We start from the raw sequence: 20,997 nt of genomic DNA on the forward strand, positions 1-20,997 counted from the left end.
CGGGAACCGGAGGCAGCCAGTGGCTACTGGCTGAGGAACTGGTTGATCAGTCGCACAACCGACCTCGGTGCGAACTTACTCGAATTGGACAGCACGGTGGTCATGGTTCCGACGGAATAGTGCACGCGCGGCAGGAACGGCACCTTCACCCGCGGATTGACCGAGTTCCACACCTGGTCCGCCACCTCCTCGGGCGTGATCTTCACCCCCAGGGTCTGCGTGCTCTTGGCGTCGTTCTCGGCGAGCGCCGTCTTCGCCCACAGGGGCCAGATGGCGACGACCCGGATGCCGTACTTCTCCCACTCCAGCTCCAGCGCCTCGGTGAAGCCCGCCACGTAGAACTTGGCGGCGCTGTAGGTGGCGATGCCGGGCTGGCCGTAGATCGCGGAGGCCGAGCTGATGTTCACGAGATGCGCACCCGGCTGGTCCTTCAGATAGGGCAGCGCGGCGCGGGCGCCGTAGGTGACGCCGAGGGCGTCGATGTCGATCTGCAGCTTGATCTGCTCCGGCGCGATCGCGTCGAGATCGCCCGCGAACAACACGCCGGCGTTGTTGTCGAGCACCGTGAGCGTGCCGCCGGTGTGCTCGGTGAAGTCCGCGAGAGCGGCCTCCCACTGGCCGTAGTCGGTCACGTCGAGGGCGCCGGTCACGACCTCCGGATGCTCCTCCTTCAGCGCGTCGAGGGCGGCCCGGTCGACGTCGTAGACGCCCACCGTCCACCCCTCGGACAGGAAGCGGAGCGCGGTGGCGCGGCCGATACCGGCAGCGCCACCGGAGATGAAGATCGATGGCATGGGCACCAAGGTACCCGCTGGTCACGGCGGGGTAAAGCCCCTGTTGAACATTACTCAATTAGCGCTGGGGCAGCGCGGAATCCACTGCGTTCACCGCCGCGTGCGGCGACATGAAATCATCGGCGCACCGCTCCCGACCGCGTTCGGCCCGCGACCCGGGCCCCGAGAGGACCTCATGACCCAGATCGATACCGCGATCTCCTGGCTCAGCACCCACCTGTACGAGTGGTTCCTGATCTACCTGCTCCTCGGGGTCGGCGTGTACATGACCGTCCGCACCCGGGTGGTCCAGGTGCGGCTCCTGCCGCAGATGCTCAAGGCCATCGGCTCGTCCCGCTCGGACGCCGAGGGCGGGATCTCCTCGTTCCAGGCGTTCTGCGTGGGTCTCGCGTCCCGCGTGGGCACGGGCAACATCGCCGGCGTCAGCGTGGCGCTGGTGCTGGGCGGCCCCGGAGCGGTGTTCTGGATGTGGGTGGTCGCCCTGGTGGGCATGGCCACCGCGTTCGTGGAGGCGACGCTCGCGCAGATGTTCAAGGTGCGCAACGCCGACGGGAGTTTCCGCGGCGGTCCGGCGTACTACATCCAGCGCGGCCTGGGCTCGCGCGGCTGGGGAGTCGTGTTCGCCGTGCTGCTGATCTTCGCCTTCGGCTTCGCGTTCAACATGGTGCAGGCCAACACGATCGGCGGATCCCTGGCGTCCACGTTCGACCTGGAGACCGGCTGGATCGCGGTGGGCCTCATGGTGATCACGGCGCCCATCCTGTACGGCGGCGTGCGCCGCATCGCGAAGGTCGCCGAGGTGATCCTGCCCGTGATGGCGCTGGTCTACGTGGCGCTCGCCCTGGTGATCGTGGCGCTCAACATCACCGCCTTCCCCGAGGTCATCCGGCAGATCGTCGCCGGTGCGTTCGGGCTCGACGAGGCCCTGGCCGGCACCGCCGGCGGCATCCTGGCCGCGCTGCTCAACGGCGTCAAGCGCGGCCTGTTCTCCAACGAGGCGGGCATGGGCAGCGCGCCCAACACCGCGGCCACCGCGACCGTCTCACACCCGGTCAAGCAGGGCCTGATCCAGTCCTTCGGCGTGTTCGTGGACACCATCATCGTGTGCACCGCAACGGCTTTCATCGTTCTGGTCTCGGGCATCTACCAGCCCGGTACCGAGCCCGAGAGCGGCGGCGCGGTGCTCACCCAGGATTCGGTGTCCGCGGTCCTCGGCGCCTGGACGACGGTGCCGATGACGCTGCTGATCTTCGTCTTCGCGTTCTCCTCGATCATCGGCAACTACTCGTACGCCGAGATCAACCTGAACTTCCTCGGCCTGGAGGGCTCGCGGCTGCGGGTGCTGCAGACGCTGGTGCTCGCGGCCGTCGGCTTCGGCACGCTCGCCGAGCTGGACACCGTGTGGATGCTCGCCGACGTCGCGATGGCGCTCATGGCGACGGTCAACCTGGTGGCGATCGCGATGCTCGGCAGGTGGGCCTTCGGCGCGCTCCGCGACTACGACGCCATGCGCGCGCGGGGCGCGGACGACCGGTTCGTGGGGCGGGGCAACCCGCACCTGCCCGGCGACCTCCCGGGCGACGTGTGGGACCCCGTCGACGAGAAGACCCGCGCCTGACCGCCCCCGGCGTTCAGCCCGCGGCGACCATCCTGCGCACCAGCGCCAGGATCTCGCCGATCTGCTCGCCGGTGGCGAATCCCTGTCCGCCGCTCAGAGCGGCGTTGTAGTACAGGCCGTCACCCAGCAGGATCACGGCACGGGCCGTCGCCTCGTCGGGCACCTGCTCGAGCAGTACGTCGAGCCAGCGCTGCTGCAGGCCGCGGATCGCGGCCTGCGCGCGCGGATCCGCCCCCTGGCTCAGGCGCAGCACAGCGATGATCACCCGGTCCAGCGGCGTGTCCTCGAAGCACGAGGTGCGCACGTAGTACTCGGCCGCACCCTCGGGAGCCTCCCGCATGAGGGCGACGTCCTCGTCGACCAGGGCCTCCAGCCACCCGATGAGCCCCTCGACGAGGGCGTCCTTCGACGCGAAGTGGTAGAGCAGGCCGCCCTTGCTGACACCGGCCTCGGCCGCGACGGCCTCCAGCGTGGCGGCGCGTTCGCCCTGGTCCACGAGGATCCGGACGAACGCGTCGAGGAGTTTGGCGCGGGCGACGGGTGGGGGTGGCACGGTTCGCCATCGTAGCCGCGGGCGGCGCCGCCCGGGGTGACCGGCGTCTCTCGTCTCTATACCGTCTGGCTGGTACAGTAACGATCCGAACCCATCAGAACCTCGATCCCGGACGTGAACCATGACCACCGCTTTCGCCCCCACGACCCCCGGCGCACCCGCACGCGCGACGGCCCGCGACTGGTTCGCGCTCGCCGTCCTCATGCTCCCCGTGCTGCTGGTCTCGGTCGACGGCACGGTGCTCGGATTCGCGCTGCCGTCCATCGCCGCGACCCTGGGCCCCACGGCCGCACAGCAGCTGTGGATCGTCGACGTCTACCCGCTGGTGCTCGCGGGCCTGCTGGTCTCGATGGGCAGCCTGGGCGACCGGTTCGGCCGGCGGCGCCTCCTGCTGTTCGGCTCCACCGGATTCGCGGCGATGTCCGTCGTGGCCGCGTACTCCCCCACCGCCGGCGCGCTCATCGCGGCCCGGGCGGGCCTCGGCTTCTTCGGCGCGATGCTCATGCCGTCCACGCTCTCCTTGCTGCGCAACATCTTCGCCGACGCGGGACAGCGCCGGCTGGCGATCGCGGTCTGGGCGTCGTTCTTCGCCGCCGGAGCCGCGCTCGGCCCCATCGTGGGCGGATTCCTGCTGGAGCACTTCTGGTGGGGCTCGGTGTTCCTCATGGCCGTGCCGGTACTGGTCCCCCTGCTGGTGCTCGCCCCCGTGTTCGTGCCGGAGTCCCGGGACCCGCACCCGGGCCGGATCGACGCGGCGAGCATCGCGCTCTCGCTGCTGGCCCTCACGCCCCTGGTGTACGCGGTGAAGAGCCTCGCCAAGGGTGGCGAGCCGCTGCAGGTGCTCGTGCCGCTCGCGGTGGGCGCGGTCGCCACGGCCGCGTTCGTGCGGCGCCAGCTGCGCCGCCCGGACCCCATGCTCGACGTGCGGCTGTTCACCGACAGCCGGTTCTCGGGCGCGGTGGCGGTGAACCTGCTCAGCGTGTTCTCGCTGGTCGGCTTCATGTTCTTCGTCAGCCAGCACCTGCAGCTGGTGATCGGCATGAGCCCGATGGACGCGGGCTGGGCGCTGGTGCCCGGCCTCATCGTGATGATGACCGCGGGCCTGCTCGTGGTGCGCGTGGTCCGGTACATCGCCCCGTCGACGATCGTGGTGGCGGGCATGCTCGCCTCCGCCGCCGGGTACGCGACGGTGACGGTGTTCGCCTCTCCCGATTCGGTGACCGCGATCCTGCTCGCCTTCGCGATGCTCGGCGTGGGCATCGGCGCCGCCGAGACGCTGTCGAACGACATGATCGTCTCGTCCGTGCCCGCCGAGAAGGCGGGCGCCGCGTCCGCGGTCTCGGAGACCGCGTACGAGATGGGATCGGTACTGGGCACCGCGGTGCTCGGCTCGATCCTGGCCGGCGCGTACGCCGCGAACCTCACGCTCCCCGCGGGCGTCGAGGGCGCCGACGCCGCGGCCGCCGCGGAGACGCTGGCAGGAGCCCACCACGTGGCGGCGGGCCTGCCCGCCGACACCGGCGCGGCCCTGATCGCGGCGGCGGGTCAGGCGTTCGAGACCGGCGTGGTCGTGACGTCGGCGATCGGCGTGGGACTCATGCTGGCCGCGGCCTGGATCGCGCACCGCACGCTGCGGGCGCCCTCCTCGTCGACCGACGCCACCGCGGCGCGGTAGTCCCGCAGGCGCTCCGCCGCCGCGGCCGCGGCCCGCGCGTGGTCGGCCAGCGCCGCCGCCGCGCGCTCGGCGAACCGGGCCGTGTCCGGCGCCGCACGATCGCGCCACCGTCGGGCCTCGGCGGCGAAGGCCCGACCCGCCCGCTCCCACCGGCGGGCGAGCTCGTCGATTTCGGCCAGATCGGCCTCGTCACCGTCCACCGCCGCCTCCCGTGAGGATCCGGGCGAAGGCGTCGAGCGCGGGTGATCCCGGGCGGTAGTAGCCCGAATGCGCACCGGCACCCGGCCCCGTCGGGCCCTCGGCGTCGATCGGTGTCGCACCGAACGACGGTGCGGCGGGGTCGGTTCCGAGCCCCACCTCGATCCCGAAGCGGCGCAGGCCGCGGGCCGCCGGGTCCGTGCCCGCGGCTGCCGGCACCGGGTCGTCCGAATCCCGCGCCACGTACACGGGCAGGCCCAGCTCCGCCGCGCTGCGCACCGGCCCGGCGCCCGGCGAGCCCAGCAGCACCATCGCGTCCACCGTGCCCACGAGGGCGCCTCCCGCACCCGCGGTCGCGGCGGTGACGGCGCCGTAGCTGTGCCCGAACAACACGATCCGCGGATCACTCCCCGCCCGCAGCGCCGCGATGTCCGCGAGATCCTCGCGCAGCTGGGCGGCGCCACGATCGGCCGCGTCGCGGGTGATCACCCGGGCCACGGCGGCCCCGCCCGACGGGGCGTCGTACCCGATCCAGGCGAGCGTCGCGGTGCTCCGCCCCGGATCGGCCCGGCGCGCCGCCTCGTACAGCCGCAGCGCATCACCCGTGACCGCGCCGACGGATCCGGCCGTGGTGCCCATGCCGGGCACGAGGACGCCCACGTTCTCCGCGGCGTCCAGGTCGCCGATCGCGACCACCACGATCCCGTCGCCGCGGAAGGCACGCGGCTCGTACTCGTGCAGCAGCACGGGAACCCGGGCCCCGGTGACCGGGTCGACCGCGCCGTCGAGCGCGCGCAGCCGCGCATCGATCGCCTCGGCCCGCGCCAGCTCGCGCCGCTCGCCGGCGGTGAGCGGCCGCCCGCGGAGCCGCCGCAGATCGCCCGCGAGGCGGGCCCGGTTCTCGGCGTCGCGGGTGGCCGCGGAGCGCGGCCGGGCGCCGGTCACCGGGGTCGGCGGTGCGCCGAGCGGCACCGCGAGAGGCAGGTCGATCACAGCGAGCCGGTCAGCGAGATCGGCTCCGCCGGAGGCGATCTCAGCCTCGGCCCGACGCAGTGCGGATTCGACCTCGCGAACCAGCCGCGCCTCGGCGGCCGCCCACCCGGCGTACGCGTCGGCCGCCCGCCCGCGCCACGCCCCCGGCGCCTCCCCCACAACCGTCATGAGGTCACGCTAGGCCCGCCGTCCCCGCGGACGGCCCGCAGCGCCCCGCCCGGACCGCGTTCCTCCACAGGACCGCGGTCCTCCACAGGCGGTCGCTCGGTCGCCCCGCGGCCCGCCCTCAGTCGCCTCGCGCGACCCGCGCCAGCGCGGCGTCCTGGTCCGGCGTTCCGCCCGAGACCCCGAGCCCGCCGAGCAGCCGTCCCTCACCGTCGACCAGCGGCAGGCCGCCTCCCATGAGGATCAAGCCTCCGCCGGGCACGTGATCGAAGTGCGGGTACGGCTCGCCGACGGCGACCGGCGCCGCGAGGTCCTCGCTGGGCATGCGGAACATCACGGCGGTGCGCGCCTTCGCCACCGCGAGATCGTTCGACGCGAGCCAGGCGTCGTCCATCCGGGCGAAGGCCACCGGGTTCGCGCCCCGGTCGAGGATGGAGAACACCGCGTTGAGGCCCATCTCGGCGGCGTGCGCGCGGCCGCGCTCGATGATGGCCGTGGCCTGCTCCAGCGTGACGTCAGGCATGCTGCGTCCACTCGGTCTGCTGCCACTGCTTGGCCGCCTCCACCGTCTCGGCGGGTCGCATCGTGCGATAGAGGTGATCATCGGCGGGGATGATCTCCACCATGGCGTCGATCATCTCCTGCGGATCCGCCTGATCGGCCAGGCTGTCGCCGAAGTCCGGCATCGGCACCACGGCCTTCTCCGGGTCGTACCACTGGACGTAGCTCTCGGCGCCGGTGTCGTTGAAGCCGGTGCCGAAGACCCCGGGATTGACGGTGGCCACCTTCACCCCGAGCGGCTCCAGCTCCGCCTTCATGGAACCCGCGATCGCCTCGATCGCGTGCTTGGTGGCGCAGTAGACCCCGAGGAAGGGCACCACCAGGATGCCGCCCATCGACGACGTCCACACCACCTTGCCCGCGCCGCGCCGGACCATCTTCGGAACGATCGACTGCACCAGCTTCATGTGTCCGAACACGTTGATCTCGAACGATTCCCGCGCGCGTTCCACCGGGATGTCGACGATCGCGCCGCCCTCCATCACGCCGGCGTTGAGCACGAGCACGTCCACGTCGTAGCGGCCCGCGTGCGCCAGATCGATCTCGTCCAGCAGGTTGAGCTTGATCACCTCGAGGGCGACGCCCGCCTCGGCGGCGTCGGCGCGCAGGCTGCGCACCTGCGGCCAGGTCTCGGCGGCGGCGATCACCTCGTGCCCCTGCCGCGCGAGTTCGAGCGCAGTGCCGCGGCCGAAGCCCGAGCTGGCGCCGGTGATGAGAATGCGTTGTGCCACGATCTCTCCTTAACTAACCAGTTGGATACCTACGATTCCAGGGTGCCCTCGATTGCAAAACCTGTCAACAGCCGGGCGGTCCGCACCCGGCGGTACCGTGACCTCGTGCCACCGGACGCCACAGACACCAAGCGACGCATCCTGGCCGCGGCTCACGACGAGTTCGCCGCCCGGGGGCTCGCCGGCGCCCGCATGGACCGGATCGCGGAATCGGCGTCCGCCAACAAGCGGTCGATCTACGTGCACTTCGGCCCCAAGGAGGAGCTGTTCGACCTGGTCGTGGGGCGGGCGCTGCACGCGATGTCCGCGGCGGTTCCGCTCACGCCGGAGGATCTGCCCGGGTACGCCGGCGCCCTCTTCGACTACGTGGCCGCGAACCCCGACATCCTGCGGCTCACGACCTGGTCCCGCCTCGAGCGCCCCGACGCGGCGGCGCCCGAGGCGGACGCCTACGCGCCCAAGGTCGCCGCGCTCCGCGCGCAGCACGGCGCCGGCGCGGCCGACGTCCTGGCGCTCGTGATCGGCATGGCGACCGCGTGGCCGGCGGCATCGCCGGCGCTCCGCTCCCTCGCCGGCGACGACACCCCCGACCGGCTCGCCCGCCACCGGGCCGCACTCGTCGCCGCGGTCCGCGCCACGGTCACCGACTGAGCCGTCACTCCGCGAACGCACTCTTTGCCATCTTGCATATTTCGCAGAGAGGTGGTTATCTCCTCTTCAGACCGCGCGTCGCGCGGGGGGCGGTGGCCGGGCCACCGGTCGACGAGGCTGACGAAGGACGGGGCGGAACGATGGGCATGAAGCGCGTGATCGCGGGAGCGAGTGCGGCAATCGTGGTGCTGGGAGGTGCCGGCGTGCTGCCGGCGGCGACCGCGGCGCCCGCCCCCGCCGGCGCACGGACGGCGCTGCCGGTCGTGGGCCCGGGCTCGGAGATCGGCGTCGTGCAGGAGCGCCGCGCGAACGGCCGGGTACGGACCAAGACGTGCACCGTCGGTTTCGTCGCGGAGCGCCCGGACGGGCGGCGCGTCGCGGTGACCGCCGGGCACTGCGGCAGCCGCGGACAGCAGGTCGGGGCGCCGATCCCCGGCGAGCGCGGTGCGCTGCAGAAGGTGGGCACGGTGACGCAGTCCTCGAGCCCGCGCACCATGAAGGACCCCGAGACGGGCGAGCAGGTGCTGGTGAACCCGCAGGAGGCGGACTGGGCCGTGATCGACCTGCACCCGCGGATCCCGACCACGTCGAGCCGCGGCCCGGTGCGCCAGACCCGGGTGGGCGTGGCCCGCGTGGGCGAGCGGGTGTGCCAGCAGGGCGTCACCCTGGGGTGGCGCTGCGGCACGGTGCTCGCCGTGACCCCCACGCAGATCCTCGCCGACATCACCTCGCGCCCCGGGGACAGCGGCGGCCCCCTGGTCCGGCTGTCCGACGGTGCCGCCCTCGGCATCACGACCGCCGGCACGGACGACGACGTCAAGCCCGGCGAACAGGCCACCATCTACTGGAGCGTGCGCGACGTGTTCGCGCGCGGCGGCGGGCTGCGCCTGGCCACCACGAACCGGGGCGGCGTGCCCGCCCCGAACCGCGCAGCGGCGGGCGACGAGGAGCGCACCTTCCTGGCCGCGTCGGAGACGGTGGCGCTTCCCGTGGGCGCCGGTATCTGACCCCGCTCGCCGACGGGCCGCGGTGGCTAGGCTGGGCGCATGCGCATCGGTGCCCACGTCCGCAGTGACACCCACCCCGTCGAGACCGCGGAGCGGCTCGGGGTCGACGTCATCCAGATGTTCGTCTCCGACCCGCAGGGCTGGAAGAAGCCCGAGCCCCACCCGCAGACGGAGGCGCTGCGCGCGTCGCCGCTGGAGATCGTGGTGCACTCCGCCTACGTGATCAACGTGGCGAGCCTGAACAACCGGCTGCGCATGCCGTCCCGCAAGGCGGTGGAGAAGCAGGCCGCCGCGGCGGCCGACCTGGGCGCGTTCGGGCTCGTGGTGCACGGCGGACACCTGCGCGACGGGGAGGACCTGCAGGCGGGGATCGACAACTGGCGCAAGCTGTTCACGCGCCAGGAGGAGAAGGGCGGCTTCGGCGTGCCGATCCTCATCGAGAACACCGCGGGCGGCGACGGCGCGATCGCGCGCCAGCTCGAGACCATCGACCGGCTGTGGGACGCGGTGGGCGATCAGGGCGCCGGCTTCTGCCTCGACACCTGCCACGCGTGGGCGGGCGGCGAGGAACTGCTCGGCATCGTGGAGCGCGTCCTGGCCATCACCGGCCGGATCGACCTGGTGCACCTCAACAACTCCCGCGACGAATTCGACTCGGCGCGCGACCGGCACGCCAACCTGCAGGACGGCACCATCGACCCGGACCTGCTGGCCGACGTGGCACGCGCCGCCGGCGCGCCCGTCATCCTGGAGACCCCGTCCGACGGTCTCGAGGACGACGTGGCCTACCTCAAGGAGGCCCTGCTGTGAGCACCCCCGACGGGATCGACCGGACCGATCAGGAGCACGAGGAGGGCGAGATCGGCCCCGTCTCCGCCGCCGCGCTCGCGCACGAGGAGAAGCAGATCCGCGGCGCCGAGCAGTGGGACGACCGCTACCGCTCGACGGACCTGGTCTGGGGCGCCCCGCCCGACCCCTGGATCGTCGAGCAGGTCACCGTGCTGCCGCCCGGCCGCGCGCTCGATGTGGGCTCCGGCGAGGGCAGGCACGCCCTGTGGCTCGCGACCCGCGCGTGGGACGTGACGGCGGTCGACTACTCCCGAGTGGGCCTGGACAAGGCCGCGACGGTGGCCGCGCGCCAGCCGCGCACCGTCCGCGCCCGCCTGCACTGGACGGCCCTCGACGTCACCGTCGACCCGATCCCGAACGAGCCGTACGACCTGGCGCTGTGGGCGTACGTGCACCCCGATCCGGAGGACCGGGCCGCGGCGATCGCGAAGGTGGCGCGCGCGTTGGCGCCCGGCGGGCTGTTCCTGTTGGTCGCGCACGAGCGGGCCGATGCGCACCCCGACCTGCCCACGTTCGGGGCGGCCGAGCTGTCGGCGGCGCTGCCCGAGGACATGGTGGTGGAGCACGTCGAATGGCGAGAAAGTGACCCGCACCACGGAACGGGCGTTGACCTGGCGGTTCGCGCGCGGCGCCGGCGTGACTGACACGCGCGACTGCGGGGTGCTTGCACTTGTTCGCACGCGCTCGGCGCGCTAATATTCACCTTATTACCGACTGGTAACTTACCGGCTGGTAACAGCCAGCCGAAACAAGAAGCTCGTCCGAAGCTCGAATCACGAAGGTGGATCAGCCCCATGGGCCATTACAAGAGCAACGTCCGCGACATCGAGTTCAACCTCTTCGAGGACCTCGGCGTCGGTGAGGTGCTGGAGTCCGGCGCCTACGGCGACCTCGACGCCGACACCGCCAAGGAGATGCTGCGTGAGGCGGCCCGTCAGGCCGAGGGCCCCATCGCCGAGTCCTTCGCCGAAGCCGACCGCAACCCGCCCGTCTTCGACCCGGAGACGCACGAGGTGACGATCAACGAGGCCTTCAAGAAGTCGCAGGCCATCTTCTCCGACGGCGGCTGGTCCTACCTCGGCCTCGACGACGAGCTGGGCGGCACCGATGTGCCCCGCTCGCTCTACTGGGCGATCGGCGAGCTCTTCCTGGGCGCCAACCCGCCCGTCTTCATGTTCGCCGCCGGCCCCGGCTTCGCGCAGATCCTGCACGACGAGGGCACGGACGAGCAGAAGAAGTGGGCCAAGATCGCCGCCGAGCGCAACTGGAACGCCACCATGGTGCTCACCGAGCCGGACGCCGGCTCCGACGTGGGCGCGGGCCGCACCAAGGCCGTCAAGCAGGAGGACGGCTCCTGGCACATCGAGGGCGTGAAGCGCTTCATCACCTCCGCGGTGATGGACGGCATGTTCGAGTCGACCTTCCACCTCGTGCTGGCCCGCCCCGAGGGCGGCGCCCCCGGCACCAAGGGCCTGGGCCTGTACTTCGTGCCGAAGCACCACTTCGACGAGCAGGGCAACCTCGGCGAGGAGAACGGCGTCTACGTCACCGGCGTCGAGCACAAGATGGGCATCAAGACCTCCACCACCTGTGAGGTCACCTTCGGCGGCCACGGCAAGCCCGCCAAGGGCTGGCTGGTGGGCGAGGAGATCAAGGGCATCGCGCAGATGTTCAAGGTCATCGAGCACGCCCGCATGATGGTGGGCACCAAGGCCATCGGCACCCTCTCGACCGGATACCTCAACGCGCTGGACTACGCCAAGGAGCGCGTCCAGGGCGCCGATCTGACGCAGATGGCCGACAAGACCGCGCCGCGCGTGACCATCACGCACCACCCGGACGTGCGCCGGTCGCTGCTGACCCAGAAGGCGTACGCCGAGGGCCTGCGCGCCGTGTACCTGTACACCGCCGCGCATCAGGACGTCCGCACCGCGACCCCGGTCTCGGGTGCCGACGCCGAGATGGCGCACAAGGTCAACGACCTGCTGCTCCCGATCGTCAAGGGCGTCGGCTCCGAGCGCGCCTTCACCCTGCTCGGCCAGGAGTCGCTGCAGACCTTCGGCGGCTCGGGCTTCCTGCAGGACTACCCGATCGAGCAGTACGTCCGCGATTCGAAGATCGACTCGCTGTACGAGGGCACCACCGCCATCCAGGCGCAGGACTTCTTCTTCCGCAAGATCCTCCGGGACCGCGGCGCGGCCCTGGGCCACGTGTCCGGCGAGATCACGAAGTTCATCGAGGCCAACGCCGGCGGCCCGTTCGCCGCGTCGGTGGCGCACCTCAAGACCGCCGCCGAGGACGTGCAGGCCATGGCCGCCACCCTCACCGGTTTCGCGCTGGCCTCGCAGGAGAAGCCGGAGGAGCTGTACAAGGTGGGCCTCGGCTCGGTGCGCTTCCTCATGGCGGTCGGCGACCTGATGATCGGCTGGCGCCTGCTGCACCAGGCCGTCGTCGCGCAGGCCGCGATCGACGCGGGCGCCTCGGACAAGGACACGCCGTTCTACCAGGGCAAGGTCGGCGTCGCGAAGTTCTTCGCCGCCAACATGCTGCCGCTGCTGACCTCCACCAAGGACGTCATCGCGGCCCTCGACAACGAGGCGATGGAGCTCGACGAGGCCGCGTTCTGATCCGCGCCACCACGCGCTGACACAGCACCGACGACGGGCGCCCCGACCACGCGGTCGGGGCGCCCGCGTCGTTTCCCCCCCTCCCGGCCTCCGCGTGCCCGCGGACCGTCGGGCACCGGCCCGTAGGATGCGGAATTGACCTGCGCCCGACGATCAGCGGAGAGCCATCGCATGGAGCAAGACACCCCCGAGGACGTCGTCATCAGGGCCCGCGACCTGGGCGTCGACGGCGAACACGGTCCCCTCTTCCAGGGCATCGACCTGGACATCGGCTCCGGTTTCCACGCGATCCAGATGCCCGCGGGCCGGGACCAGGACGCGCTGCTGCTGACCCTCGCGGGCCGGCTCAGGCCGAGCCACGGCACCGTCGACGCGCTCGGCGCCACCAGCCCTTCGGCGATCCGCCGCAAGTGCGCCATCGCCGCGTTCGAGGACATCGACGACCTGGACGAGACGGTCACCGTCGAGACGGTGCTCGCCGAACAGCGGCGCTGGCTCGCGCCGTGGTACTCGATGGTGCCGCTCAGCGCCGGCCGGCTCGAGCTGGACCAGGTGTTCGGCGACGTCGAGCGGCCCTCCCCCAAGACCCGGATCGTCGAGCTCACGGACCTGCAGCTGTTCCTGTTGCGGATCACCCTGGCCCTGCTCGGCGACCGCCCGATCCTGGTCGTGGGCGACCTGGAGCAGGTCCGCGACAACCCCGGCCGGTTCGAGGCGGCCCAGCGCCTGGGCGCCGTCGCGACCCGGTACACCGTCGTCGTGGGGGTCACCAACCCCCTCGGCGGGACCGCGCCCGAACACACCCTGCACGATCGCCGCGCGCTCACCCGGAAGGACTGACGATGCCCAAGACCGACAGGAACCGGTTCGTCCCCATCGCCGCGGGCCTCGCCTTCGGCTCCGAGATCAAGCGGTTCGGCCGCAGCCGGCTGACCCGCGCCGCCATCGTGGTGCTGATGCTGCTGCCGCTCGTGTACGGCGCGCTCTACCTGTGGGCGTTCTGGGACCCGTTCGGCAACGTGAACAAGATGCCGGTCGCGCTGGTCAACGCGGACAAGGGCGCCGAGGTCAAGGGCCAGAAGATCAACGCGGGCTCCGAGGTGGAGAAGTCCCTCAAGGACGACGAGAGCCTGGACTGGAACGTCGTCTCGCCCGAGGAGGCCGCGCAGGGCGTCAAGGACGGCACCTACTACTTCATGCTGGAGCTGCCGGAGAACTTCTCCTCCGCGATCTCCTCCCCCATGAGCGGCAAGCCCGAGAAGGCGCAGCTGCGCGCCGTCTACAACGACGCCAACAACTACATCTCCTCCACCATCGGCCAGACCGCCATGTCGCAGGTGCTCAACGCGGTGTCCACGCGCATCTCGGGGCAGGCCGTCAACCAGGTGCTGTCCATGATGATCACGGCCGGCTCGGGGATCGAACAGGCCGCCGACGGGGCCGGCAAACTGGCCGACGGTCTCGTCACGGCCGACGACGGTGCCGGGCAGCTCGCGTCCGGCCTGGCGACCGCGAAGACGGGCTCCGCGCAGCTCAAGACCGGTTCGCAGCAGCTCTCCGACGGCATCAACCAGGCCACCGACCCGATCCTCGCGGTGACCCGCGCGCTCTCCGGGCTGGGCGGGAACACCCAGCAGCTGCAACAGAGCGCGGCCGCCCTCACCGAGGCCGCGGACAAGGCGGGGGCGTTCGCCAAGACGCAGGACACCGCCCTCGCCGGGATCGACGCGGCGATCGCGCAGCTGAACGCCAGCCCCGACCCCGGCGCGCGGCACGCCGCCGACGGCCTCCGCGCGGTGCGCGCGCAGCTCGCGCAGGCGTCCATGACCGCGGCGGCCAAGCAGCAGCTCCTCACCGCGCAGAACGGCGCGATCGCGCTCACCGAGCAGCTGCGCACGCCCGGCAGCCCGCTGCAGACGGTGCTCTCGAAGGTGGGCGGCACCGGGGACGAACTCACCGGCAAGCTGAACCAGCTCCGGGACGGGGCCGCGCAGGTGGCCGCGGGGAACGCCCAGCTCGACGGCGGGATCACGCAGCTGTCCGACGGTGCCGGCAAGCTCAAGGACGGCACGGGGCAGCTCAAGGACGGCAGCCGGGAGCTGGCGACCAAGCTGCACGAGGGCGCGGGCGCGGTGCCCAAGTGGTCTCCCGAGCAGACCAGCCAGGTCGCCTCGACCATCGGCGGGCCGGTGTCGCTGGACGCGCAGCACGAGAACCGCGCCCCGAACTTCGGCACCGGCATGGCTCCGTTCTTCCTCACCCTGGCGCTGTTCTTCGGCGCACTGGTGCTGTGGATGGTGTTCCGCCCGTTGCAGAACCGCGCCATCGCCGCCGAGGTGCTGGCCATCCGCGTGGTCATGGCGAGCTACCTGCCCGCCGCCGCGATCGCCCTGTGCCAGGCCGTGATCCTGTACTGCGTCGTGCGGTTCGGGCTCGGCTTGGAAGTGGCCCACCCCGTGGCCGTGCTGTTCTTCATGATGGGGGTGTCGCTGGCCTTCGTGGCCTTCACGCAGGCGGTGAACGCCCTCGTGGGGCCCGCCGTGGGGCGCGTGCTCATCATGGCGCTGCTCATGCTGCAGTTGGTCAGTTCGGGCGGCATGTATCCCGTGGAGACCACCGCGAAACCGTTCCAGTTCCTGCACACGTACGATCCGATGACATACGGAGTCAACGGTTTACGCCAATTGGTCTCCGGCGGCATCGACCACCGGCTGTGGCAGGCGATCGGGGTGATGATCTTCCTCTGGGTCGTCTCCGTCACCGTCTCGTGCCTCTCGGCGCGGCGTAACCGGCTGTGGAACCTGGACCGGCTCATCCCCGCGATCAAGATCTGACCATCTCCTCCGCCGCCGCCCCCGAGCACCCCGTCGACCGGATCCCCGCGCTGACGGGGCTCCGGGCGGTCGCCGCGTTCGGGGTGTGCGTGACGCACGCCGCGTTCTGGGCGGGCGATTTCACGCCGGACGCGTGGGGCGCGGCGTACGCGCGCCTCGAGACCGCGGTGCCGGTGTTCTTCGCGCTGTCGGGGTACCTGCTGGCGCGCCCGTGGATCGCGTGGGCCCGCGGCGGACCGTCGCCGGACCTGCGCCGGTACGCACGGCACCGGGCGTGGCGGATCCTGCCCGCGTACTGGACGGTGGTCACCGTCGTCTACGTGATCTACCTGTGGCGGCCCGATGCCTCGCCGCACGGGCACGGCTGGGGCGGCTACCTGCGGCACCTGCTGTTCGTGCAGATCTACGGCGTGGGGCACGTGCACACGGGCCTCGCTCAGATGTGGAGCATGTGCGTGGAGGTGGCGTTCTACCTGGCGCTGCCGCTGCTGGGGCTCGCCCTGGTGCGGTGTGCGCCGCGGATGTGGCCGGTGCCGGCCGCGATGGTGCTGCTCGCCGCCGGGTGGATCGCGCTGGTCACCGCCACCGAGGTGTTCGGCAAGACGGCCCGGTCCTGGCCGCCGGGGTACGCGGCCGCGTTCGCGGCGGGCATCGTCGCGGCGCTGACGGTGGGCCGGGTGCCGTGGACCCGCGGCCTGCGGCTGGGGCTGCTGGCGGGCGCGCTGGCGGCGTACGGGCTGCTGGTGACGCCGCTCGCGGGCCCGATCGACCTGCGGCTGCCCTCGCCCGGGCAGGGCGTGGCCAAGTACCTGCTGGAGGCGCTCGTCGGCGGGCTGCTGGTGGCCGCCGCGGCGGGCGGACCGTCGCGGGTGCTGGGGTCGCGCCCCATGGTGTGGCTGGGCTCGATCAGCTACGAGTACTTCCTGATCCACGTCATGGTGATGGACGTGGTGGTGCTGAATCTCTTCGGCTGGACGCTGTTCCAGGGGTCGACGTGGGCGATCGTCGCGGTGACCACGGCGATCACGGTGCCGCTGTCGTGGGCGCTGAACCGCTCCGTGGACCGCCTGCGCGCTAGCGCCGCAGTGCCGAGACGGTGGCGTTGAGCAGCTCGCCCCGGCGGGAGGCCGGTGCCTCCCAGAGCTTTCCGGTGAGCGACTCCAGCGACGCCACCTTGGGGGCGAGCTCGGCAGTGGCCTTGGTGCGGTCCTCGCCGGTGAGCTGCGCGGCGGCGATCAGGCGGTCGTCGAGCGCGAACACCGCGTCGTCGAGGTCGTCCAGGTCCGTGGGATCGGCCGCGGCGGCGGAATCCGGCGGAACCGGCACGGCCACCGCCTGATTCGCGGAGTGCACATCGGCTATCGCGTAGCGCAGGCGCTGGTGCAGCAGCGCCTCCGGTTCGGTGGAGGTGGCCCACTCCGCGGGCGCGCGGCCCGGTTTGCCGGGCACGAGGTCGGTGGACTTCGCGAATCCCTGGATCCGCTTGTTGGAGTCGCGCACGAACCACAGCACCCCGCCGAGCGTGGCGAGCGCGAGCACGCCGATGGCGATGAAGACGGCGATCCCGAGGCTCATGCTTCCGCCCTCCGCCGCACGATGCGCAGCCGTTTCTGTTCGATGATGAGGCACCGGTCCTCGATGTACGCCAGGCCGGCGGATTCCGCGATCTCCCTGGCCTCCTCGGAGCGGATGCCCAGCTGCAGCCACAGGGCGGTGGCGCCGGCGGCGACGGCCTGGCGGGCGATTTCGGGGGTCTGCTCGGACGGGCGGAAGACGTCGACGAGGCCCACCTGCTCGGGCACGTCGGCGAGGGTCCGGTACACCGGCTCGCCGAAGATCCGGTCCGTGTGCGGGTTGACGGGGATGATCCGCCACCCCCGGTGCTGCATGTAGGCCGGCACGTCGTGCGCCGCCTTCGCCGGGTCCGCGCTGGCGCCGACCACGGTGATGGTGTCGTACTCGCGCAGGATCTTCTCGATGAGGTCGTCCGTGGCGGTCATGACCCCAGTGTAGGTCCGCCGCCCGCCGAAATCCGCCGCAAACGGGAGCGACCCCCTCGGTGTCGAGGGGGTCGCTCCAGCAGGCGTTCTCGGGCGGATCAGCCCTCGATGATGGCGGTGATGCCCTGGCCGCCGGCGGCGCAGATCGACACCAGCGCGCGGCCGCCGCCGTTCTCCTTGATCTGCTTCGCGGCCGAGGCAACGATGCGGCCGCCGGTCGCGGCGAACGGGTGGCCCGCCGCGAGCGAGGAGCCGTTCACGTTGAGCTTGCTGCGGTCGATCGCGCCGAGCGGCGCGTCCAGGCCCAGGCGGTCCTTGCAGTACTCCGCCGACTCCCACGCCTGCAGGGTGCACAGCACCACGGAGGCGAAGGCCTCGTGGATCTCGTAGAAGTCGAAGTCCTGCAGCGTGAGGCCGTTGCGCGCCAGCAGCTTCGGCACCGCGTAGGTGGGCGCCATGAGCAGGCCGTCCTTGCCGCCCACGTAGTCCACGGCGGAGAACTCGACGTCCTTGAGGTACGCGAGAACGGGCAGGCCCTTCTCCTTCGCCCACTCGTCGCTCGACAGCAGCACCGTCGACGCCCCGTCGGTGAGCGGGGTCGAGTTGCCGGCCGTCATGGTCGCGTCGCCCAGCGAGACGCCGAACACGGGCTTGAGGGTGGCGAGCTTCTCCACCGAGGAGTCGGCGCGCAGGTTGTCGTCGCGGGTGAGCCCGAGGTACGGCGTGATGAGGTCCTCGAAGAAGCCCCGGTCGTAGGCGGCGGCCATGTTCTGGTGGCTCAGCGCGGCCAGTTCGTCCTGGTCGGCGCGGGCGACGCCGAACTCCTTGGCCGTGATGGCCGCGTGCTCGCCCATCGACATGCCGGTGCGGGGCTCGCCGTTCTTGGGGATCTCGATGCCCAGGTTGCCTGGCAGCTTGCCCACGAGCTTGAGCTGGTCGACGGTGCTCTTGGCCCGGTTGAGTTCCAGCATCACCTTGCGCATGCCCTCGGAGACGCCGATCGGGGCGTCCGAGGTGGTGTCGGTGCCGCCGCCGATACCGGCCTCGAACCGGCCCAGGGCGATGCCCTCGGCGACGCAGTTGATGGCCTGGAGGCCGGTGGCGCAGGCCTGCTGCACGTCGAACGCGGGGGTGTACGGGCTGAGCGGGCTGCCGAGCACCGACTCGCGGATCAGGTTGAAGTCGCGGCTGTGCTTGAGCACCGCGCCGCCGACCACGGCGCCCAGCTGCTCGCCCTGCAGGTTGAAGCGGCTGACCAGGCCGTTCAGGGCGGCGGTGAACATGTCCTGGTTGCTGGCCTTCGCGTACGCCCGGTCGGATCGGGCGAACGGGATCCGGTTGCCGCCGAGGATGGCGACGGGGCGGATTTCGTTGTTGACCACGGGTTTCTCCCAGTCATCGAGGATTGCTACTACCGAGTATTCTTACTCTGGAGTAAGTTGTTTGTCGATAGCCTATCGGAACCCCACAGGATGAGGTACCCCACATGCCTGAAGCACCCAGCACGGACTTCTACGCGACCTTCGTGAAGTCGGGCCCCGGCTCCTTCCTGGCCGGCCGCCTCGGCCTCCCGCAGCCTCCGACGCTCCGCCGGTACCAGGCCGGCAAGCCCGCCCTGGCCGGGCCCGTCCTGCTCGGCGGCAAGGGCCGCCTGGTCGAGCCGGTGCGCGAGCTGCTCGCGGACTACGACCTCGTGGTCAACAACGCCGGCGCCCGCGGCGCCGAGAAGCTGGGCGGCGCGGTCTTCGACGCCACCGGCATCACCGACATCGACGAGCTCAAGGGCCTGTTCGAGTTCTTCGGCCCGCAGATGCGCTCGCTGGCCAACAGCGCGCGCCTCGTGGTGCTCGGCACCACGCCGGAGCTCGTCGAGGACCTGGACGAGCACATCGCGCAGCGCGCCCTCGAGGGCTTCACCCGGTCGGTCGCCAAGGAGCTCCGCAACGGCGCCACCGCGCAGCTCGTCTACGTGCACCCGGACGCCGCCACCGGCGCCTCGGGCCTGGCCTCGACGCTGCGCTTCCTGCTGTCGGGCAAGTCGGCCTACGTCGACGCCCAGGTGATCCGCGTGACCGACCGCGACGCCACCGCCCCGGCCGACTGGGACAAGCCGCTCGCCGGCAAGGTCGCGCTCGTGACCGGCGCCGCCCGCGGCATCGGCGCCACCATCGCCGAGGTCCTCGCGCGCGACGGCGCCCACGTCATCGCCGCCGACATCCCCGCCGCCGGTGAGGCCCTGTCCGACGTCGCCAACAAGGTGGGTGGCACCGCGCTGCCCCTCGACGTGACCGCCGAGGACGCCGGCAAGAAGATCGCCGAGCACGTCAAGGCCCGCCACAACGGCCTGGACATCATCGTCAACAACGCCGGCATCACCCGGGACAAGCTGCTCGCCAACATGGACGAGGGCAAGTGGAACGCGGTGATGGCGGTGAACCTCAAGGCGCCCAAGCAGCTCGTCGACGCGCTGCTCGCCGAGGACGCCCTCAACGAGGGCGGCGCCGTGGTGGACGTGTCCTCCATCGCCGGCATCGCCGGTAACCGCGGCCAGACCAATTACGGCGCCACCAAGGCCGGCGTCATCGGCATCGTCGACGCCTACGCCCCGGTGCTGGCGAAGAAGAACATCACCATCAACGCCGTCGCGCCGGGCTTCATCGAGACCGCGATGACCGCGGCCATCCCGCTGGCCACGCGCCAGGCCGGCCGCCTGATGAACTCGCTGCAGCAGGGCGGTCAGACGGTGGACGTCGCCGAGACCGTGTCCTACTTCTCCGCGCCGTCCTCCGCCGCGGTGACCGGCAACGTGGTGCGCGTGTGCGGTCAGAGCCTGCTGGGGGCCTGATATGGCGAAGAACGTGACCGTGCTGCAGGCTCCCCCGTCGAGCTTCTCGGTTCTCACCCGCGGCCTCAAGGGCATCCTGCCCGTCGTGGGCAAGCAGGGCCGGCTGACGCCCGAGACCCGGCTGCCCACCCGGGCCGTGGAGCTCACCGTGGACGTCGACCCGTCGGCCGTCGCCGAGTACTGCGACGTGGTGGGGCTGCAGAACACCGGCGAGGTGCCGGTGATGTACCTCTACGTGCTGTCCTTCCCGCTCATCATGGACCTGTTCCTCGCGGACGACTTCCCCGCCGCCGCAGTGGGTTCGGTGCACGTGGAGAACACCATCACGCGTCGCCGGCGGGTGGTGCCCGGCGAGCGGCTCACGCTGCGCACCAACGCCGAGAACCTGCGCGAGCACCGCAAGGGCATGCTGCTGGACTTCGTCACCGAGTTCACCGACGCCGACGGCACGTCGGTGGCCACCGAGGTCTCGACCATGATGATCCAGCAGAAGACGTCGCTGTCCGGCGAACCGTCGGGCCCGGCGCCGAAGGAGGCGCGCCCCGGCGCGCCCGCCGCGCTGCTCACGGCCGACGGTGCGCTGATCCGCCGGTACGCCGGCGTCAGCGGTGACCGGAACCCGATCCACATGTCGCCGTTGGGCGGCAAGGCTTTCGGCTTCCCGTCGTCGATCGCGCACGGCGCGTGGACGGCCGCGGCCATCCTCCGCGTCGTGGAGGGGCAGGTGCCCGACGAGGTGATCTACCACGTCCGCTTCGGCCGCCCGGTGATCCTGCCGGCCAAGGTCGGCCTGTACGTGACCCGGACCCCGGAGAGCACCGAGATCGTGGCGAAGGACCTGAAGAGGGGCTTCCCCCACGTGACGGCCACCGTCACCCCGCTGTAACCCCACCCCG

At 71.5% G+C, this 20,997-nt stretch carries 20 protein-coding genes; 12 read left to right on the top strand and 8 right to left on the bottom strand.

Going from position 1 to position 20,997, the window contains the following annotated elements:
* Window positions 1-23: 23 nt before the first annotated feature.
* A complete protein-coding gene (locus BN39_RS04540; RefSeq protein WP_019201172.1) occupies window positions 24-794 on the bottom strand; it encodes an SDR family oxidoreductase in 771 nt (256 codons plus the stop codon).
* Window positions 795-969: 175 nt separating this feature from the next.
* Between BN39_RS04540 and BN39_RS04545 the strand changes: the two genes are divergently transcribed.
* Window positions 970-2,412 (top strand): sodium:alanine symporter family protein, encoded by a 1,443-nt coding sequence (locus tag BN39_RS04545; protein ID WP_019201173.1) that lies wholly within the window; start codon window positions 970-972, stop codon window positions 2,410-2,412.
* Between the two features lie 13 nt (window positions 2,413-2,425).
* On the opposite strand, the gene BN39_RS04550 is transcribed toward BN39_RS04545, so the two are convergent.
* Window positions 2,426-2,965 carry a TetR/AcrR family transcriptional regulator gene (locus BN39_RS04550; protein WP_019201174.1) on the bottom strand — a complete coding sequence of 180 codons (540 nt, stop codon included), beginning with the start codon at window positions 2,963-2,965 and terminating at the stop codon, window positions 2,426-2,428.
* Window positions 2,966-3,086: 121 nt separating this feature from the next.
* On the opposite strand from BN39_RS04550, the gene BN39_RS04555 reads away from it, so the two are divergent.
* Window positions 3,087-4,640: an MFS transporter gene (locus tag BN39_RS04555; RefSeq protein ID WP_019201175.1), complete on the top strand. Its 1,554-nt coding sequence runs from the start codon at window positions 3,087-3,089 to the stop codon at window positions 4,638-4,640.
* Between the two features lie 189 nt (window positions 4,641-4,829).
* Here BN39_RS04555 and BN39_RS22050 read toward each other — a convergent pair whose 3' ends face one another.
* The 3 genes from BN39_RS22050 to BN39_RS04570 all read right to left on the bottom strand — a co-directional run bounded on the left by BN39_RS22050 (window position 4,830) and on the right by BN39_RS04570 (window position 7,288).
* Window positions 4,830-5,999, bottom strand: a complete 1,170-nt coding sequence (locus tag BN39_RS22050; RefSeq protein ID WP_148281411.1) for an alpha/beta hydrolase — start codon at window positions 5,997-5,999, stop codon at window positions 4,830-4,832.
* Window positions 6,000-6,117: 118 nt separating this feature from the next.
* Complete coding sequence (locus BN39_RS04565; protein WP_019201178.1) at window positions 6,118-6,519, bottom strand: heme-binding protein; 402 nt, start codon at window positions 6,517-6,519, stop codon at window positions 6,118-6,120.
* Window positions 6,512-7,288, bottom strand: a complete 777-nt coding sequence (locus BN39_RS04570; RefSeq protein ID WP_019201179.1) for an SDR family oxidoreductase — start codon at window positions 7,286-7,288, stop codon at window positions 6,512-6,514. Before BN39_RS04570 ends, BN39_RS04565 begins: the two co-directional genes overlap by 8 nt.
* Before the next feature lie 105 nt (window positions 7,289-7,393).
* On the opposite strand from BN39_RS04570, the gene BN39_RS04575 reads away from it, so the two are divergent.
* From BN39_RS04575 to BN39_RS04610, 8 genes are all read left to right on the top strand, one after another.
* Window positions 7,394-7,939 carry a TetR family transcriptional regulator gene (locus tag BN39_RS04575; protein ID WP_019201180.1) on the top strand — a complete coding sequence of 182 codons (546 nt, stop codon included), beginning with the start codon at window positions 7,394-7,396 and terminating at the stop codon, window positions 7,937-7,939.
* Window positions 7,940-8,085: 146 nt separating this feature from the next.
* The gene (locus BN39_RS04580) at window positions 8,086-8,946 is read left to right on the top strand and encodes a S1 family peptidase (protein ID WP_019201181.1); all 861 of its coding nucleotides are present in this window, start codon (window positions 8,086-8,088) and stop codon (window positions 8,944-8,946) included.
* Between the two features lie 39 nt (window positions 8,947-8,985).
* Window positions 8,986-9,756, top strand: a complete 771-nt coding sequence (locus tag BN39_RS04585) for a deoxyribonuclease IV (RefSeq protein ID WP_019201182.1) — start codon at window positions 8,986-8,988, stop codon at window positions 9,754-9,756.
* A complete protein-coding gene (locus BN39_RS04590) occupies window positions 9,753-10,439 on the top strand; it encodes a bifunctional 2-polyprenyl-6-hydroxyphenol methylase/3-demethylubiquinol 3-O-methyltransferase UbiG (protein WP_019201183.1) in 687 nt (228 codons plus the stop codon). Before BN39_RS04585 ends, BN39_RS04590 begins: the two co-directional genes overlap by 4 nt.
* A gap of 150 nt (window positions 10,440-10,589) precedes the next feature.
* Window positions 10,590-12,422, top strand: a complete 1,833-nt coding sequence (locus tag BN39_RS04595; RefSeq protein ID WP_019201184.1) for an acyl-CoA dehydrogenase — start codon at window positions 10,590-10,592, stop codon at window positions 12,420-12,422.
* Window positions 12,423-12,593: 171 nt separating this feature from the next.
* Window positions 12,594-13,262 carry a hypothetical protein gene (locus tag BN39_RS04600; RefSeq protein WP_019201185.1) on the top strand — a complete coding sequence of 223 codons (669 nt, stop codon included), beginning with the start codon at window positions 12,594-12,596 and terminating at the stop codon, window positions 13,260-13,262.
* A gap of 35 nt (window positions 13,263-13,297) precedes the next feature.
* Window positions 13,298-15,256, top strand: coding sequence for a YhgE/Pip domain-containing protein (locus tag BN39_RS04605; protein WP_040766578.1), 1,959 nt, complete (start codon window positions 13,298-13,300; stop codon window positions 15,254-15,256).
* Complete coding sequence (locus BN39_RS04610; RefSeq protein ID WP_019201187.1) at window positions 15,217-16,362, top strand: acyltransferase; 1,146 nt, start codon at window positions 15,217-15,219, stop codon at window positions 16,360-16,362. Before BN39_RS04605 ends, BN39_RS04610 begins: the two co-directional genes overlap by 40 nt.
* Here the strand turns inward: BN39_RS04610 and BN39_RS04615 are convergent.
* From BN39_RS04615 to BN39_RS04625, 3 genes are all read right to left on the bottom strand, one after another.
* Complete coding sequence (locus tag BN39_RS04615) at window positions 16,331-16,831, bottom strand: hypothetical protein (RefSeq protein ID WP_019201188.1); 501 nt, start codon at window positions 16,829-16,831, stop codon at window positions 16,331-16,333. The two genes, BN39_RS04610 and BN39_RS04615, sit on opposite strands and share 32 nt — an antisense overlap.
* A complete protein-coding gene (locus BN39_RS04620; RefSeq protein WP_019201189.1) occupies window positions 16,828-17,256 on the bottom strand; it encodes a CoA-binding protein in 429 nt (142 codons plus the stop codon). The genes BN39_RS04615 and BN39_RS04620 overlap by 4 nt, the downstream gene beginning before the upstream one ends.
* Window positions 17,257-17,354: 98 nt before the next feature.
* Window positions 17,355-18,638: an acetyl-CoA C-acetyltransferase gene (locus BN39_RS04625; RefSeq protein WP_019201190.1), complete on the bottom strand. Its 1,284-nt coding sequence runs from the start codon at window positions 18,636-18,638 to the stop codon at window positions 17,355-17,357.
* A gap of 104 nt (window positions 18,639-18,742) precedes the next feature.
* Here BN39_RS04625 and BN39_RS04630 point away from each other — a divergent pair, with 104 nt between their 5' ends.
* The gene (locus tag BN39_RS04630; protein ID WP_019201191.1) at window positions 18,743-20,101 is read left to right on the top strand and encodes a 3-oxoacyl-ACP reductase; all 1,359 of its coding nucleotides are present in this window, start codon (window positions 18,743-18,745) and stop codon (window positions 20,099-20,101) included.
* A 1-nt stretch (window position 20,102) separates the two neighbouring features.
* Window positions 20,103-20,987, top strand: coding sequence for a MaoC/PaaZ C-terminal domain-containing protein (locus BN39_RS04635; protein WP_019201192.1), 885 nt, complete (start codon window positions 20,103-20,105; stop codon window positions 20,985-20,987).
* Window positions 20,988-20,997: the final 10 nt, after the last annotated feature.

It is taken from the genome of Tsukamurella sp. 1534, from assembly GCF_000312385.1.
Lineage (GTDB): Bacteria > Actinomycetota > Actinomycetes > Mycobacteriales > Mycobacteriaceae > Tsukamurella.